Here is a 15,822-nt window from a genome sequence, read left to right on the forward strand (position 1 = left end):
CAAATATAACCATGCTGCTGTTAGTTTTTTGCAAGAAAAACTCTATGTCTTGACCTTGGTTTTGCTTTTAGCTTGCGGCAGGCAACCCCCGGTAGGGCCCACACGCTCACGAAGTGAGTGTATAAGTGGGCATTGTTTTGATAACAATGTAAAAGCTCTCCTTATTAATTAATACAACTAATATGAAAGATTGTAAATAAAGAGAAAACAAAACGCCGAATTAAGCGGCGCAATATAGATTAAAGGAAGATGTTATCCGTTAATGTTATTAGATGGCTTGCAATGAATGTCCGAAGAACAAGACGAGTTATCTATTAGACTATGAAAATAAAATCAGGAATGGGGAAAATTAAGTAACGTGGTGAGTAAGAGGCTTTGGAAATAACTATTATCTACAATCGTGTTGCATAAATACGTTTCATGGCGGATTAATGGCAGTTAGTGTTATCAATAATTTGTTATTTAAATAAATATGATGTAGGTAATAAAGAGAAGATATAAAAAGGAAATAATATGAGGTTCGGTGAACTTAACGATGTGGCATTAGTTTTACTTGGCGTTAATGCAATAATGTGGGGAATTAATATTGGACTATTGAGCTTATGGATAGTGAAATAAATAGCACTCATGGCATTGATTTTTATTGCAAATATGCTAATGAATAAAAAGGAGTAAAATACAAGGGGCATATATGTTTAAAAAAAACGATGAGGCTATCGATTTGGAAGCCAAAAGGCTGCTTGATGACGGGATATTCACTGATTTTGAAAAAGCCTATTTAGAAGCAGAAAAAACAATAATATATATAAGGGAAAAAGCAAAAGAGAGACAAGAGAAAAGTAAGTTTCGATTGAAGATAAAATCAATAAAGAAACAACTGAGTTCTGATCATGAAAGTGTGAATATCCTTTACAGAAATAAAAATAAATACTAAGGGGGATTTATGACAGAAAAGACAATTAAACAACAAATCGCAACAGCACAAGAACGGCTTTACTTTTTGGAATCTAAAAAGAAAAAAGACGATAAAAAATTAAATACACGACAGAAAATAATTTTAGGCGCAGAAGTTGCTAAAGTTTTAGGGTGTGATATTAGTCAAGTAGATAAGAAATTAGTGTTTGGTATCCTGCTGGATATTTATTCTCTTCATGAGAATGATATTGAAAACTATCGTGAACGAGGTCAAATTTATCTTGATACTATCATTAATAAATCTAAATCCTGATATAATTTTATTTCACGTCCGAACGGTGAACCGGTTTAAAACTTGTTTTTAAGCCGGTGAACTGTTGAGCAAGTCCCAGAAGGGCGCGGTAGTCTATTTCTTTATTCCGCTATGTTAAAAATATCCTTTGTTCATCTTGACCTCTTTTTTATTTTTGCTAATTAATGATTACGTGAAAATAAAAAAGGACAAGAAAATGATTAAACAGCATAAAAAAGGATTTTCCTTATTAGAGTTAGTATTGGTTTTAGGGGTTGGCACTGCAATGGCTTTTATTAAATTTCAAGATATGAAAAGCGAACAAGAAGTTGTTATAGCTAATGCGGTGGGAGCGCAGATAAAGCAAATCGGTGAAGCGGTTAACCGTTATATCAACATTCGATATGACAAGCTTTCAACCCTGATAAGCAGCACCAGTCAATCCAATGATCCGGGGCCAAGAGTTTGTTCATTCAATGGCTGTGAAATCACTTATCAGACATTAATTAATGAAGGACTATTGCCTGTTAGTTATACCGGGATAAATGCCAATAAATCTTCATATAAAGTTTTATTGAAACGTTCAGGTATAGCTCCTAACTATGTGATCAATGGCCTTGTGATGACAACGGCAATATGGAATGAAGGCGGGAAAGTTCGCTATGACCTCCTTGGTAAAGCGATGCAATCGGCAGGAATAGACAGCGGAATGACCCGTTCACCCACTGTAGCTTCTGGTTATGGTGGTCAATGGAATGAAAAATCATCTGACTACAGCAATATCACTACAGAAGGTTTATTGGCCTATCGTGTAGGCTATGACTCATCAATGTATTCGGTTTATCTGCGCCGTGATGGCACATTGCCAATGACGGGAGATCTGAATATGGGCGGCAAAAATATTAATAACGCCAAAGATATTACTGCTGCAGGCACTGTGATGGCTGAGATATTAAAATCGACAGGATCAACCAATGTTGGCGGTGCCTTAACCGTTGTAGGGAATTCGACTTTAGCTGGCCCTGTAGAAGTAAGGTCTACCTTATCGGTCGGTGGTGCTTCAACCTATGGCGGTATTGTTCAGGTTAATAATGTGATTAACGCTACTGGCAATATCAATACGACTGCGGATATTAACAGTAAGCGTGTTTATTCCAGTTATATCCAGTCGACGGGGCGTATCACATCAGATGAATATGTTCAGATAAATGGGATTGCTGTATCTGGCGTAGCCTGTTCACCTAATGGGCTGATTGGGCGATCAAGTGCAGGGGATATGCTGTCTTGCCAATCCGGTGTTTGGGGTTCAGGTGGAAAGGTCGAAGTTATTTACGGTAGTAATCCTGTATGTTCAGCTAATAAAATCCCTATAGCACGCTACTGGACGCAACCGGGAGGTTCTAACTATGGCAATTATTGCACCTTACAAACCGGCTGGGCTGGAGTCACGATACCTTCCTGCGAATCGTGTGTAAACTGGGAAAAATGTCATATGGTTTATTCTGCATCATGGTCGGCAACGGCGTGTAGTTAGTCGATATAGTCAGGGTCAAAGCCCATTTAAATTGTCTGCATTAAGCCATTTTCCTTGACGGACAGCGGCGTGGGACACTGAGTTATAGCATATTTAGCATCTATTTAGGGGGAGTGTCAAAGCCACCTGCTATGCAGGGGGATTATGTGCTATTGGATATTTAGTTCATAAAATTAGATAATAATTTATCTAAATCCTCACCATCCAACGACAAAATGCAGAAAAATGATAAGATTTGTTAATTATTATCTTCATTTTACTAATGGCTACTTGTTTTTCTTCATCTGTTGAGTCTTCGTTATGATATACAATCATATATTGTATTAGCCTATGTGTGGTATGGACTAACTGTGATCGTGGAGGCCGTGGCGTAATTCTTTTATTTATAGTATTATTACACGTCATTAGCTTTCCATTAGTATTAAAGAGATGAATGTATTTTAAGTGGTCTATATTAGACGACCACTTAATCTGAACTCTAAACAACCTTAGGTAATTAAAATCTATACTTCTTAAGAAGAGTTTTATGACGTTCGACTTCTTTTGAATACCATTTGAGACTCCATGACCAGCTATCCTCTCTGGGTTTACAATCCGTGCATTTATCACAATTTGATTGTTTGAAGCTATTACCGAAATCATAGCTGCCAGTACTATCATATAATTGACTTAATAAATTTCCGGTTCCTTGTGCATGTCTGTGTTTTAAGCAGATCAAAAGATGCATACCACCTAGAGAATGCATTCTTAATGATTGGGCAAATATTCCTCCGGGGCGATAATGAACAAATAAATGCTCACAATTTTTCATTATATTTGTGGGGTCATAATTAGCAAATCCAATTTTAAGGAATTCATGATGTTCTCCTTGTGGGTCATCAGGATCCATTCCTAGATTTTTGGCCATACTTAAGAAGTATTCTTTTTGCTCTTCAGTTGTAAGATCATAAAAATCTTTTTGACTGTCAAGACTGATAACATGATTCTCTATTTCTGTTAGGGCTTCCTCAAAATCAGGAAAAGTTGAAAGAATCATCTTCCGATGGGGTTGGGTTGCTTTAGGGTTTTGTTTTAGTAAAGTGGCAGTAAGGAAGTATAATTTTTCAATTTTTTCAATATCTTTTGATAATACACAATATGTCATTACTAATAATGACATTCTTTCATACCAATCATCTAGAAAATCAATGGATTCCTTAGAACCTCTTGCTTCATGGATTCCTTTGAATATTAAAATTGATGCATAGATATCAACAAAAAAATCTGAGAGATTGTGATACTGTTCATCTCTTGTCATACGATTACATAACTCAATGATCTTTTGTAGGGAAATACAGCAATCTCTATACATTATTTGAGTTTGATCATTGAAAATATAACGCTCTAAAGATTTTTCTTCGAAGTGATTGACTGAATGATGACTAGCATGAAGCTGCTCCAGCTGAGCCTTAAATTTTGCTTTCCTTGATTTTCCTAAAGCAATTAATCTGTGAATCCGACTTTTTTGCTCTCTGGCTAATAGTATCAAATTCTGGCAAATAAAAAAATTTTCTCTGTAAACTTCTCTCTTGATATTAGTGTAAGGAGAAATTTCGAATGCTTGCAAGTAATATAATACTGCGATAAATCTATCTTTTGCCGGAACTATTGGTGAATTTCTTATTTGGGTAGAACGCTCAAAAACAGCATCATATTTTCTTTCGGCTAAAAGATTATCCAGCTGCTGATGATATGCTTTATATAATGCTTCTCCTATATCTTCAATTTTCTTATCGAGTGATGAAGGGCTAATGATTGGATATCTGACAACAGAATCTTTAAGTCCCTTAATGTTCAAGTAATCCCAACAATCTATGGCAGCATCTAATATTTTATTTGCTGATGCAATGACTTTTCTGACCAGTGTATTCTCAATTGGGATATGAACTTGAACTGTTTCATTTTGATTAGATTTTGATGCCTTTTCTCTCAATGTTTCATTGTTTGTTATGGGTAGCCAAAATATTTTCTCAGATGTGATTTCTACTACAACTAAAATAACAGGAACTTTAAATTCAAAGTAATATCTCAAACGCTCTGTTTTCAGTGTGAATGATAATAAGCTATTATCATGAATAAAATTTGAGTTCTCTTCACCCTTAATCTGAACTTTGAAAACGCTCTCTTTCCCAAGGGCTTTGCCACTACCATCTTTGAGTTCAATTTCTCCGTCAATACCAAAATCATTTTGATCTTCTTGACTTCGGAAAATCCAATGGCTTGGTAAGTTGTATTCAAAAATACGTCCGGCTTCAGTTCCAATCTCTCCAGCGTTCATCAGGCCCCTCAATCTTGCTCTTCATATAAGTTTCTCTTGTCATATAATACCATTTTCAAGCAATAACATAGTGATGGACCTAAAATCATTGCTTGAAGCTTGAACCATAACAACGGGTTAGAAAAAAGCAGTAAACACTTCCTATTACAAAATTATGTGATGTATAAAAATACAGCACCATGATGTTGCCGCAACTAATCTACTTTCATGCTGCAATAGCCTTATGTTTCTGCGCTTGAACGAAATCCCCCCACCATTGCATTAAATCCTTTCTTTCTGCAAGATATTCAGCACGATTGTAAGCAGCTATAATCTCAGTGCTTTTGGTATGAGCTAAAGCTGACTCAAGCACTTCAGTCCTAAATTTACCGCTTTCTTCTGCAGCAGTCCTTGCTATCGACCGCATCCCATGAGCAACCAATTCACCACCTAACCCCATACGGATCAACGCTGCATTGGCTGTTTGCTCATGCATATGGGTCAGTGGGGTTTTTATGCTGGGAAATACCCACTCTCGATGGCTGCTGATAGGCTGCATATTTTCGAGTATACGAAGAGCTTCTTTGCTGAGCGGCACCTTATGAGGACGTTTCATCTTCATAAATTCGGGGGGTATGTTCCAGATTTTGTTCTCTGTATCGATGTCAGCCCAACGCGCACGAACAGCCTCTCCGGGGCGAACCCAAGTAAGCAATTGCCATTCAATCAGCATACGTGTTTCCAGCCGTATGGAAGCATTCGCCAGTGCAGCCATAAATCTTGGTAGTTCGCTGGGGGGAAGGGCGGGCATATTTTGCTTTTTAGGTTTACTAAAACGCTGACCGAGGTTATCAGCAGGATTAAACTCAATAAGTTCTTCTGTCGCTGCCCAGCGGAAGATTTCATTCAGGCGGGAAATGATTCGGCGCAGGGTTTCCAATACACCGCGTTGTTCAATTGGGTCAAGATGCTGCTTCAATAACTTAGGCCGGATCTCTTTGATAGGAACATTGCCTAATCCGGGGAAGATATTTCGTTCAAGACTACGCCAGATGTCTACTGCATGGTCTTTGGATATACCAGATGTCTTTACCTTCTCATCTAACCATTTTCGAGCAACGGCTTGTAGCGTGTGCTCAGTAGCATTCTTTAATGCATTAGCTTTATCGTTGTTATGGACTTGTGGATCGATGCCATTGGCAAGTAAGGATAGGTATTCATCCCGCAAAACTCTTGCTCTTGCTAACGTGAGGTGGGGGTAGGTTCCGAGGCTTACCTTTGTTCGCTTTTTAGTTACTGGCACCGCATACCTGAAATACCAATTTTTCTTTCCACCCCTTGAGAGGGGGGCGATTCTTAGCATTAAGCCATCACCGTCAAACAAGTTGATTTCTTTGTCTGAAGGTTTAGTGCTTTTGATTTCAGTATCCGTGAGTTTTTTTGCGAGTTTTGCCATTTTGGGACCCTCAAGTTTTGGACCCTTTGTGTTGGGTCCCAAGGAGGGTGCCATAAGTAGTGGTTTCTAGCAATTCTCGGTAGACTACTATAGACGTAAAAAAGCCCGCAAGGCTGGTTCCATGAGGGCTTAGTAGACTTTACTATACTTCGGTAAAACTAAAAGTGGTGGAGCTGGGGGGATTTGAACCCCCGTCCGAAATTACTACGCCGTCGGCACTACATGCTTAGTCCAGTCATTACATTCGCCGGTTAGCTGCGGACGGACACGCCACTAACAAACTATCCTGATTGGGTTTAACGCTTTCACCCCAGGCAAGGTGTCCACGCGATCTCTTTTAGGTTTGACCTCTCTTGATCCCCGTCCTAAGAGCGGAGGCTAGGGAGAGAGGGAATCTTCAGTTTCTTAGGCTGATTAAGCTGCTAAAGCAGCAGATTCGTATTGCGAGTCGTTTGCAATTATTTTTTTTGCGGTTTTTTACGAGGCCTCCGCACCTCGGCATGCACCTTGGGTTTCGCGAATCCCGTCGAATCCAGAATCAGCCCCAAAGAACTTCGCTAGTATAACAGAACTATGTCCTGCTAAGCCAGTTACTTAACGATTTGCGTGCTTCATGATGCGCGCTTTGTCTAACTTCCACTCACGATCTTTAATGTCATCGCGTTTATCGTGGTCTTTTTTACCTTTGGCGACACCGATTTTAACTTTAACCCAAGCATTTTTCCAATATACAGAAAGGGCAACTACAGTAAATCCGTCGCGATTTACTTTACCAATCAACGAATCCAGTTCGCGTTTGTTGAGTAGCAGTTTACGGGTACGCATTGGCTCGCAGACAACATGTGTCGATGCCACGTTTAACGGCGTAATGGTGGCACCAAACAAGAATGCCTCACCGTTTCTGAAGGTTACGTAGCTATCACTAATGTTGGCTTTGCCAGCACGCAGAGATTTTACTTCCCAACCTTGCAATGAAAGACCTGCCTCGAATTCTTCTTCAATGAAGTATTCATGTCGGGCACGTTTGTTTTGCGCAATGGTTGCGGAACCGGGTTTGTATGCTTTTTTCTTTGTCATAGTATTGATCATTATACTGTATGCGGAGGCGAATGAAATCCTTTCCCGCACGATGCCTGTGCATTTTGTCTCATTTGTTGCCAGGAATGACTAGTAGATTTTTTGTCTAGCGGTGGATAAATGGTATTATCAGTGCGTTTTATGTCTCACAGGAAATGTTATGCCACAAATTAGCCGCTCTGCGTTGGTGCCATTTAGCGTAGAACAGATGTATCAACTGGTTAATGATGTTCGTTCTTATCCAGAGTTTTTACCGGGTTGTATTGGAAGTCGGGTACTTGATACTACTGAAAATGAAATGACAGCAGCAGTCGATGTTGCCAAGGCCGGAATAAGCAAAACCTTCACGACACGCAATACACTCACTGATAACCAGAGTATTGATATGCAACTTGTTGATGGGCCGTTTCGTAAATTAATGGGGGGATGGCATTTTACTCCACTAAGTGCAGATGCCTGCAAGGTTGAATTGCACCTTGATTTTGAATTTACTAACAAGTTGATTGAGTTGGCTTTTGGTAAAATATTCAAAGAATTAGCCGGTAATATGGTGCAGGCTTTCACCCAGCGAGCGAAAGAGGTTTACAGTGTCTGATATTCGCGTTGAGGTAGTTTATGCCTTACCTGAACGCCAATATTTGCGTACTCTTTCCCTTGAGGCTGGAAGCACAGTTGAAGAAGCAATTAAAGCTTCCGGTCTGCTTGAATTACGCTCTGATATTGATCTGACAAAGAATAAAGTGGGGGTTTATAGTCGCCCGGCGAAGCTTGGCGATAAGCTTAATGATGGGGATCGAGTTGAGATATATCGCCCATTAATTGCAGACCCTAAAGAGCTACGCCGGCAGCGCGCTGAACAAGCAAAAAAATAAGGCACAGTTTGCGCCTTATTTTTGTGGTAGCCCTGGATCGCGTTGAAGAAAAATGAGTACCGTCATGTGGCTGCATCAGCATTAGTAGATTCTGAGCCTAAACCCTAATCAGCATTCCCTTCCTCAATGTGTTCTGCAATCTTCGGTTAAATTAATTTCCTGATAACGTTGGATCATTTTTGATATCAGTCAGTACACCACTGCTATCGAAGGTTAACGTTAATGTTTGCTGTGTGACTTTCTCGTGACCAGGTTGCTGGCGGAATACGTAGAACCAGGTTTTAGTGCCGAACGGATCCTGTAGCATTGGGGTGCCTAAGGTATATGCCACTTGTTGCTGTGTCATACCCTTATGAATTTTGGACGCGTCATTAGGTGATAAATAGTTACCCTGATTAATATCAGGCCGATAGACCACCTTCTCCAGCGTTGAACAACCCGCAGTAAGTATTGCAAGCATCACAGCGGCGGCAGTCAGCATTTTACAGCGCATAGTAATCACATTCCTTTAGGGCGTAGGATGACGATGATAATAGACCTTGCAGCAGTTGGAAACCTTTACAGGGACCTCTGGAAAGGAAAAAAGTTAATCTTTTCTATGCTGCGAGCAATTCTTTTGCATTTGCCAAGGTGTTTTTCGTCACTTCACTACCGCCCAGAAGGCGCGCCAACTCTTGTAAACGGGCTTTTTTATCTAATCGATGCATATGAGTTTCAGTTTCAGTGCCATCAGTTTGTTTACTCACAAAGAAATGTTGATGACCACAACCTGCGACTTGCGGCAAGTGAGTGACACACATAACTTGAGTTGATTCACCCAACTGGCGTAACAGGCGACCCACTATGGCTGCTGTTGGTCCACTGATACCCACATCGACTTCATCAAAGATAAGTGCGGGCGTGTCCATTTTACGCGCTGTAATGACCTGAATTGCTAATGCGATACGAGAAAGCTCACCCCCTGAGGCAACTTTAGCCAGTGGCTGTAGTGGTTGACCGGGGTTTGTGGTAACACAGAATTCGACTTGGGTAGCCCCTTCAGCACTCAGGTGCTCAGGTTCAAACAGCGTTTCAATAGTGAATTTGCCATGTGGCATGGACAGTTCGCACATGCTTTCTGTGATTAGCGCTGCTAATTCGTTAGCATAATGTTGGCGTTCTTCATGTAACAGCTTGGCGATAGCTAATGCATGCTGATAGTGAGTATTTACTGCATGGCTGAGCTGCTCGTGATCATTTTCTTGTTGTGAGAGCTGTTCTTGCTCATCCAGTAGTTGTTGATGAAATTGTGGTAACTCTTCCGGCGTAACATGGTGTTTACGAGCCAGATTTAATTGACGAGATAACCGTTGTTCCAGTTCATACAGACGATTCGGATCCATATCAAATTGTTCGGCATAGTGACGCAATTCATCACTAGCTTCACTGATTTGGATCGAGGCCTCTTCCAGCATATTCAGCAAATTATTAAATTGCTCATCCATTCCTGCCAACTCAGTGAGCTGATGCTTGGCTGAGTAGAGTTGGCTGAGAATATTATTCTGCTCATCATCAGACAGTAACTGTAGGGTTTGCTGGCTAAGTGATAACAACTGACCACTGTTTGCCAGACGTTTATATTCGATATCAATTTGTTCATATTCCCCGGCTTGTGGGGCAAATGAGTTCAGCTCTTTTAACTGATATTGCAATAGCTCATGACGAGCATTACGCTCCAGCGATTGTTGCTGATGCCGTGCCAGAGCACGGCAGCTTTGGTGCCAGATTTGATAGGCTGCTTTCATTTCAGTGAGCAGGACAGATTGGTTTGCGTAAGCATCCAGCAATTGCTTTTGATGATCAGGCCTTAGCAATAGTTGATGGGCATGTTGGCCGTGGATTTGAATTAGATGCTGCCCCAGTTCCCGTAATTGGGACAATGGCACGGCTGTTCCATTAATAAACCCTCTTGAGCGGCCATCAGAGCCAATAGCACGCCGCAGCAAACACTCGTTGCTATCATCCAGATGATTGTCTTCCAACCATTGTCGGGCTGATGGGGTGTCTGCTAGCGAGAAGCGAGCACAAATATCAGCGCGGGTTGCTCCCAAACGCACCATACTCGCGTCTGAACGGCTGCCAAGACATAACCCCAATGCATCTATGGCGATGGATTTACCCGCCCCCGTCTCACCAGTGATTGCCGTCATTCCAGGTTGAAAATCAATTTCTAGCTCACGCACAATAGCAAAGTTACTGATGGTTAATTGGGCCAGCATGGTAAATCTCCTGTACATAAACACATATCTGTATTTGAATACAGTATAGACTGGTTTTATATACAGTAAAGTCCCTGATGCACTTTTTAGAATAATTTTTTTGACCAGCCCAGTTTTGTACTTAACGTATTGAAATAACTGTAGTCCTTAGGATGAATGAGATTGAGATGAAAATCACTTCGCCGAATTAAAACCTCTTCACCCTCCTGAATCGGTAGTGCTATCTGGCTGTCACAACTAATTTCCAGGTCACTGGTGATTTGGGAAAACTTAAGGCGGATGGTACTGCTACTATTAATAACCAGCGGGCGAGCAGTCAGAGTGTGCGGGAACATGGGAACCAAAACGATGGCATCCAGTGTTGGTGTCAATATAGGGCCACCCGCAGAGAGTGAATAAGCGGTAGAACCCGTAGGTGTGGCGATAATTAAACCATCAGAGCGCTGGGAGAAGGCGAAGCGATCATCAATATACACTTCGAATTCGATCATGTGGGCTACTTTACCCGGGTGCAACACCACTTCATTGATTGCTGTACTGATGCGGCTTTGCTGATTTGTTCGAGTGACTTGTGCTTCCAGCAAGAAACGTTGTTCGCTGAGATATTCGCCTTCCAGTACATCGGAAAGCTGTTGTTGAGCATTATCGGGGTCTAAATCGGTCAAAAAGCCCAGATTGCCTCGGTTGACACCGATCACTTTGATATCATAGCGGGCCAATACCCGAGCAGCGCCCAGCATATTGCCATCACCGCCAACCACGACGGCCAAATCGGCTTGCTGGCCGATATCAGCCAAACTACCGGTAACGGCACCGGTTAAATTGAGATCATTTGCAATCTGTTGTTCCACCATAACGTCATAGCCTCTGGCGTTTAACCAGTGGTAGAGCATTTCATGGGTGGCAAGTGCGGCCGGGTGCCGTGGGTGACCGACAATACCAATACAATTGAATCTTTTATTATTCATTGCCGTGATTTTCCTCAATGGGGTGTCTTTTACCCCACAATATGACCGGTTCCCTTGAATCCCCGGTTTTGATCCCCATAATAAGCCAAGTAGCGAGATTAATGCTAAAACGCGGAGATATCCATGAGTAGTAAAGAACAGAAAACACCAAACGAGCAAGTCTCGGAAGAAATGGAAAATGCAGCAGAGCAGCAAGTGGAAGCGACACAAGAGACGGGTGAAGGTGTAGATCCGCGTGTTGCCGAGCTTGAAGCGCAGTTGGCTGCAGCTGTACAGCGTGAGCGCGAAAGCTTGCTACGCGCCAAGGCTGAAGTTGAGAATATCCGTCGTCGCACCGAACTGGATGTTGAAAAAGCGCATAAATTTGCGTTGGAAAAATTCTCATCCGAGTTATTACCTGTGATTGACAATTTGGAGCGTGCGCTGGATACCGCCGATAAAACCAATGCTGAATTGACAGCAATGATAGAAGGCGTCGAACTGACTCTGAAATCATTGCTTGATGCAGTCGGTAAATACGGTATTCAAGTTGTCAGCGAGACTAACGTACCGTTTAACCCTGAAGTTCATCAGGCAATGACGATGCTTGAATCTGCGGATCACGAGCCAAATCACGTCATGATGGTGATGCAAAAAGGCTATACGCTGAATGGCCGTTTGTTACGTCCGGCGATGGTCGCGGTATCTAAAGCGAAAGCTTAAGGTGTCCTGATGTGGAAAGGCACCTTTGCGGGTGCCTTTTTTGTTTGTTTTATTCAGTAAATGACGTTTTATTCAGCCGCTGACAATTTAGGTTGCCAGTCAATCGGTTGCTGACCATGCTGCTGCAAGAGTTGGTTCGCTTGTGAGAAGTGCTTACAACCAAGAAAACCGCGATGTGCGGAGAGTGGTGATGGATGTGGAGCTTTTAAAATAAAGTGGCGCTGGGTATCAATGATACGGCCCTTTTTCTGAGCATGTGCTCCCCACAGCATAAAAATCACACCATCACGATGTTCATTCAATGCTGCAATGACTTTATCGGTAAAGGTTTCCCAGCCAAGGTTAGCATGTGAGTGCGCGTTACCTGCTTCGACAGTCAGTACAGTATTGAGTAGCAATACACCTTGCTCGGCCCAGCTTTGTAAAAAACCATGATTGGGGCGTTGGAAGCCGGGAATATCAGTAGCCAGCTCTTTGTAGATATTGACCAAAGAGGGGGGGGCTGGGACTCCTGGCAAGACAGAGAATGATAATCCATGCGCCTGATTAGGGCCGTGGTAAGGGTCTTGACCCAAAATAACCACTTTGACCTGATCCAATTCGGTCAAGCGAAAAGCATTAAACACATCGTGTTGTGCCGGATAAATGGTTTTGCCAGCATTGCGCTCTGCTGCCACATAGGCCAGCGTATCTTTAAAGTAAGGTTGTTCTTTTTCCTGGCCGATCACATCGTGCCAGGTAAGGGAGGCAGGCATAAACACTCTCCTGGATTTCTGTAAGATATTGATGTGCTCTAGCTTACCGGTTCAAACCTGTGAGTGAAACCGCTAAACCCAAGTCTGTGACGTGATGGTGTTTATTTGACCATTCCATGTAAAAAAATGTTGAAAATTTACAAAAATAATTGCTCTGACCCAGATTGATAAAATTGATATAAAACATAAATTTGCCAGTGGCGTGATTGCCGTGGTGGCCGAAAGGTTGATTTAAGTCAAAGAATTGCAGCGGTCTGACTGGTATACAGAACAATAAGACAACAATGGTTTTACCAAATAACCAAGATAGTTTCTCCCCCTTGGAATTTATAGCCGTATTACGGAGGCACCAAATGATTACTGGTATTCAAATTACTAAAGCTAACAATGAAGCCTTGCTGAACTCTTTCTGGCTGCTGGATGCTGAAAAAGCTGAACTACGCTGTGTTTGTGCGAAAGCTGGCTACGCAGAAGATCAAATCGTTCCGGCAAGTGAGTTAGGCCAGATCGAATATCGTGAAGTTCCGTTGGAAGTACAACCAACGGTGCGTGTTGAAGGTGGTCAGCATTTGAACGTAAACGTTCTGCGCCGCGAAACACTGGAAGATGCAGTTAAACATCCAGAAAAATATCCTCAGTTGACGATTCGTGTATCCGGCTACGCCGTACGTTTCAACTCACTGACACCAGAACAGCAACGTGATGTGATTACTCGTACTTTCACTGAAAGCCTGTAATTCTTGTCATAATAATTAAGTCTCAAATTCTGAAGGGAGCCTCTGTGGCTCCCTTTTTTTGTTCCTGTGATTGGTTCATTGAGAAGTTAGACCGAGATCACAATATTCAATTTATATTAATAAAACTTACCATTTATATTTAAGAACTCATCCGATGTGTCGATAGATAATTTCAATATTGAGGTTGACTCAATAATGGAATTATCTATCGACAAGGAGTTGGCATGAGTATATCTGTTAGTTTGGCCCGACCTGTTCCATTAGTGGGGTTGACGAGCCAAGTGCAAACCATAGAGCAGGTCAAGAAAGAGAACTCTACTCCTGACGGATCTTCGAACCAGCTTCAAAGAGAACCTTCTCCCCTAATCTCCTCTCAGGCAGGTAATGATATTTATTACAGCATGGTGGCCAGCCTTGGAATATCACGTAATGAACGTGTTTTAGCTGCCAGCGACAATGTACCGATATCAAGTGGACAAGGATCACAGCAAGCGGACTATTCATTAGCATTACTGGCGAAAGATGTTTACGCACCCGCAACGGGAAGCGTTGGCGGATTTACACGGTTGAGTGATGCCGCGTTACTTTCGGCGGGCATCGATCCGGCGAGCCTATCTAATACAGCTTCAGGGTTTCAGGCTGGGATCTACAGCAATCACCAACAGTATGTCCTCTCTTTCTCGGGTACCAATGATTTTCAGGATTGGTTAAGTAATATCCGACAAGCAACAGGTTATGAGGATGTTCAATATAATCAGGCTGTTGCTCTAGGGAAAACTGCCAAAATGGCATTTGGTGATGCACTGGTCATTACCGGTCATTCATTAGGTGGTGGGCTGGCAGCCACGGCTGCATTAGCCAGTGGAACTTTTGCTGTAACATTTAATGCCGCCGGTGTTTCTGACCACACATTAAATCGTTTGGGCATGAATCCAGCTCAGACGCGGCAGTCGGCGGAGAGTGGTGGCATACGACGTTATAGTGAGCAACATGACCTATTGACGGATACTCAGGAGTCAACCTCACTTATTCCTGATGCTATTGGTCATAAGATCATATTGGCTAATAGTGATAAACTGACGGGGATAAATGACTGGCTGCCACACAGACATCTCGAACGTAGCCTTGCGGCACATGGTATTGATAAAGTGCTCAGTTCCATGAATGAACAACAACCTTGGGAGCGGCAGTATGCCTGAATCAACACTGACAATGAGAGTGAAATGCCATTTGCGTTACGCTATCTACGGTGTTTTGATGTCATTAATCAGTTTTGAGGGGCAGGCAATGACAGAGATTAATATCGCGTTTACCGATCCGCTGGTCATGCCAATTGCAGATGCGATTGTTCATGGCAATGTGAAGCAGATCCATCAGTTGGCGACTAAATCATTGCTGCAACAGCAAGGTGAGCAGGCCGTGACACTTATGCAGTGGGCTATCCTCAATCAACAACCTGAAAGTTTGGCGGCATTGTTGCAAGAAAATGCAGATCCTTTTCAGTCCGGAATGCAGGGCGATACTGCCTGGCACACTGCTGCCAGTGTGCAAGATGCGCATTACATGCAAATTCTGCTTAAAAACAATATTCGGCCTGATGCCAGGAATAGTGTGACACTCGCAACGCCTTTAGCTGCTGCTATCATGGCGGGACGCGAGATCCAGGTGATCCTGTTGTTGGTCGCTGGTGTTGATCCAAATATTGCCGATCGTATGGGCGATACGCCGTTACATTTAGCAGGTAAAAGCAATGCACCGGATTTAGCATTGCGTTTGCTCAAAGCTGGTGCAGATCCCGAAGCCCGTAATAAGCAGGGTGCGACATTCCGGCAGTATTTAGCGATGACGCCACTGAATATCCAAAGTGCTGAAATGCAACAAAAATATCAGCAATTAGATATTTGGCTTCGGGGTAAAAAACTTGCAGAGGTTTACCAGCAATAGTGTTCGAACCGCTTAT

16 protein-coding genes and 1 other RNA gene are annotated in these 15,822 nt (G+C 42.3%); 9 read left to right on the forward strand and 8 right to left on the reverse strand.

From position 1 onward, the window contains the following. Nucleotides 1-691: 691 nt before the first annotated feature. The 3 genes from ACF3VQ_RS05190 (at nucleotide 692) to pilV (ending at nucleotide 2,741) form a co-directional block, all read left to right on the forward strand. Complete coding sequence (locus ACF3VQ_RS05190; protein ID WP_050928435.1) at nucleotides 692-934, forward strand: hypothetical protein; 243 nt, start codon at nucleotides 692-694, stop codon at nucleotides 932-934. 9 nt (nucleotides 935-943) lie between these two features. Next, on the forward strand, nucleotides 944-1,228 hold the full coding sequence (locus ACF3VQ_RS05195) for a conjugal transfer protein TraD (RefSeq protein ID WP_050119468.1): 285 nt from the start codon (nucleotides 944-946) through the stop codon (nucleotides 1,226-1,228). Nucleotides 1,229-1,424: 196 nt separating this feature from the next. Then, on the forward strand, nucleotides 1,425-2,741 hold the full coding sequence (pilV, locus tag ACF3VQ_RS05200; RefSeq protein WP_392435448.1) for a shufflon system plasmid conjugative transfer pilus tip adhesin PilV: 1,317 nt from the start codon (nucleotides 1,425-1,427) through the stop codon (nucleotides 2,739-2,741). Between the two features lie 496 nt (nucleotides 2,742-3,237). Here pilV and ACF3VQ_RS05205 read toward each other — a convergent pair whose 3' ends face one another. The 4 genes from ACF3VQ_RS05205 to smpB all read right to left on the reverse strand — a co-directional run bounded on the left by ACF3VQ_RS05205 (nucleotide 3,238) and on the right by smpB (nucleotide 7,570). Next, entirely contained in the window at nucleotides 3,238-5,058 is a 1,821-nt protein-coding gene (locus ACF3VQ_RS05205) for a DUF4365 domain-containing protein (RefSeq protein WP_392433683.1), read from the reverse strand. Between the two features lie 205 nt (nucleotides 5,059-5,263). Further along, nucleotides 5,264-6,493 carry an integrase domain-containing protein gene (locus ACF3VQ_RS05210; RefSeq protein ID WP_392433684.1) on the reverse strand — a complete coding sequence of 410 codons (1,230 nt, stop codon included), beginning with the start codon at nucleotides 6,491-6,493 and terminating at the stop codon, nucleotides 5,264-5,266. Nucleotides 6,494-6,658: 165 nt separating this feature from the next. Next, nucleotides 6,659-7,039: a transfer-messenger RNA gene (gene ssrA, locus ACF3VQ_RS05215) on the reverse strand. 48 nt (nucleotides 7,040-7,087) lie between these two features. Further along, on the reverse strand, nucleotides 7,088-7,570 hold the full coding sequence (smpB, locus tag ACF3VQ_RS05220; RefSeq protein WP_005166313.1) for an SsrA-binding protein SmpB: 483 nt from the start codon (nucleotides 7,568-7,570) through the stop codon (nucleotides 7,088-7,090). Between the two features lie 160 nt (nucleotides 7,571-7,730). On the opposite strand from smpB, the gene ACF3VQ_RS05225 reads away from it, so the two are divergent. Beyond that, on the forward strand, nucleotides 7,731-8,165 hold the full coding sequence (locus tag ACF3VQ_RS05225) for a type II toxin-antitoxin system RatA family toxin (protein ID WP_392433685.1): 435 nt from the start codon (nucleotides 7,731-7,733) through the stop codon (nucleotides 8,163-8,165). Next, on the forward strand, nucleotides 8,158-8,442 hold the full coding sequence (locus ACF3VQ_RS05230) for an RnfH family protein (protein ID WP_392433686.1): 285 nt from the start codon (nucleotides 8,158-8,160) through the stop codon (nucleotides 8,440-8,442). Before ACF3VQ_RS05225 ends, ACF3VQ_RS05230 begins: the two co-directional genes overlap by 8 nt. Nucleotides 8,443-8,593: 151 nt before the next feature. Here the strand turns inward: ACF3VQ_RS05230 and bamE are convergent, their stop codons facing one another. The 3 genes from bamE to nadK all read right to left on the reverse strand — a co-directional run bounded on the left by bamE (nucleotide 8,594) and on the right by nadK (nucleotide 11,668). After that, nucleotides 8,594-8,935, reverse strand: a complete 342-nt coding sequence (gene bamE / locus ACF3VQ_RS05235) for an outer membrane protein assembly factor BamE (protein WP_392433687.1) — start codon at nucleotides 8,933-8,935, stop codon at nucleotides 8,594-8,596. Nucleotides 8,936-9,038: 103 nt separating this feature from the next. Continuing rightward, nucleotides 9,039-10,700, reverse strand: coding sequence for a DNA repair protein RecN (recN, locus tag ACF3VQ_RS05240; protein ID WP_392433688.1), 1,662 nt, complete (start codon nucleotides 10,698-10,700; stop codon nucleotides 9,039-9,041). Between the two features lie 86 nt (nucleotides 10,701-10,786). Continuing rightward, nucleotides 10,787-11,668 carry an NAD(+) kinase gene (gene nadK / locus ACF3VQ_RS05245; RefSeq protein ID WP_392433689.1) on the reverse strand — a complete coding sequence of 294 codons (882 nt, stop codon included), beginning with the start codon at nucleotides 11,666-11,668 and terminating at the stop codon, nucleotides 10,787-10,789. A 123-nt stretch (nucleotides 11,669-11,791) separates the two neighbouring features. Between nadK and grpE the strand changes: the two genes are divergently transcribed. After that, nucleotides 11,792-12,370, forward strand: coding sequence for a nucleotide exchange factor GrpE (gene grpE, locus ACF3VQ_RS05250; protein ID WP_392433690.1), 579 nt, complete (start codon nucleotides 11,792-11,794; stop codon nucleotides 12,368-12,370). A 68-nt stretch (nucleotides 12,371-12,438) separates the two neighbouring features. Here grpE and ung read toward each other — a convergent pair whose 3' ends face one another. After that, the gene (gene ung, locus ACF3VQ_RS05255; RefSeq protein ID WP_392433691.1) at nucleotides 12,439-13,125 is read right to left on the reverse strand and encodes a uracil-DNA glycosylase; all 687 of its coding nucleotides are present in this window, start codon (nucleotides 13,123-13,125) and stop codon (nucleotides 12,439-12,441) included. A 353-nt stretch (nucleotides 13,126-13,478) separates the two neighbouring features. Between ung and grcA the strand changes: the two genes are divergently transcribed. The 3 genes from grcA (at nucleotide 13,479) to ACF3VQ_RS05270 (ending at nucleotide 15,806) form a co-directional block, all read left to right on the forward strand. Next, complete coding sequence (gene grcA / locus ACF3VQ_RS05260) at nucleotides 13,479-13,862, forward strand: autonomous glycyl radical cofactor GrcA (protein ID WP_392433692.1); 384 nt, start codon at nucleotides 13,479-13,481, stop codon at nucleotides 13,860-13,862. Between the two features lie 224 nt (nucleotides 13,863-14,086). Next, nucleotides 14,087-15,061, forward strand: coding sequence for a phospholipase (locus ACF3VQ_RS05265; protein ID WP_392433693.1), 975 nt, complete (start codon nucleotides 14,087-14,089; stop codon nucleotides 15,059-15,061). A gap of 88 nt (nucleotides 15,062-15,149) precedes the next feature. Then, nucleotides 15,150-15,806 (forward strand): ankyrin repeat domain-containing protein, encoded by a 657-nt coding sequence (locus tag ACF3VQ_RS05270; RefSeq protein WP_392435450.1) that lies wholly within the window; start codon nucleotides 15,150-15,152, stop codon nucleotides 15,804-15,806. Nucleotides 15,807-15,822: the final 16 nt, after the last annotated feature.

Origin of the sequence: Yersinia fenwicki (assembly GCF_043099325.1) — a bacterium.
Lineage (GTDB): Bacteria > Pseudomonadota > Gammaproteobacteria > Enterobacterales > Enterobacteriaceae > Yersinia.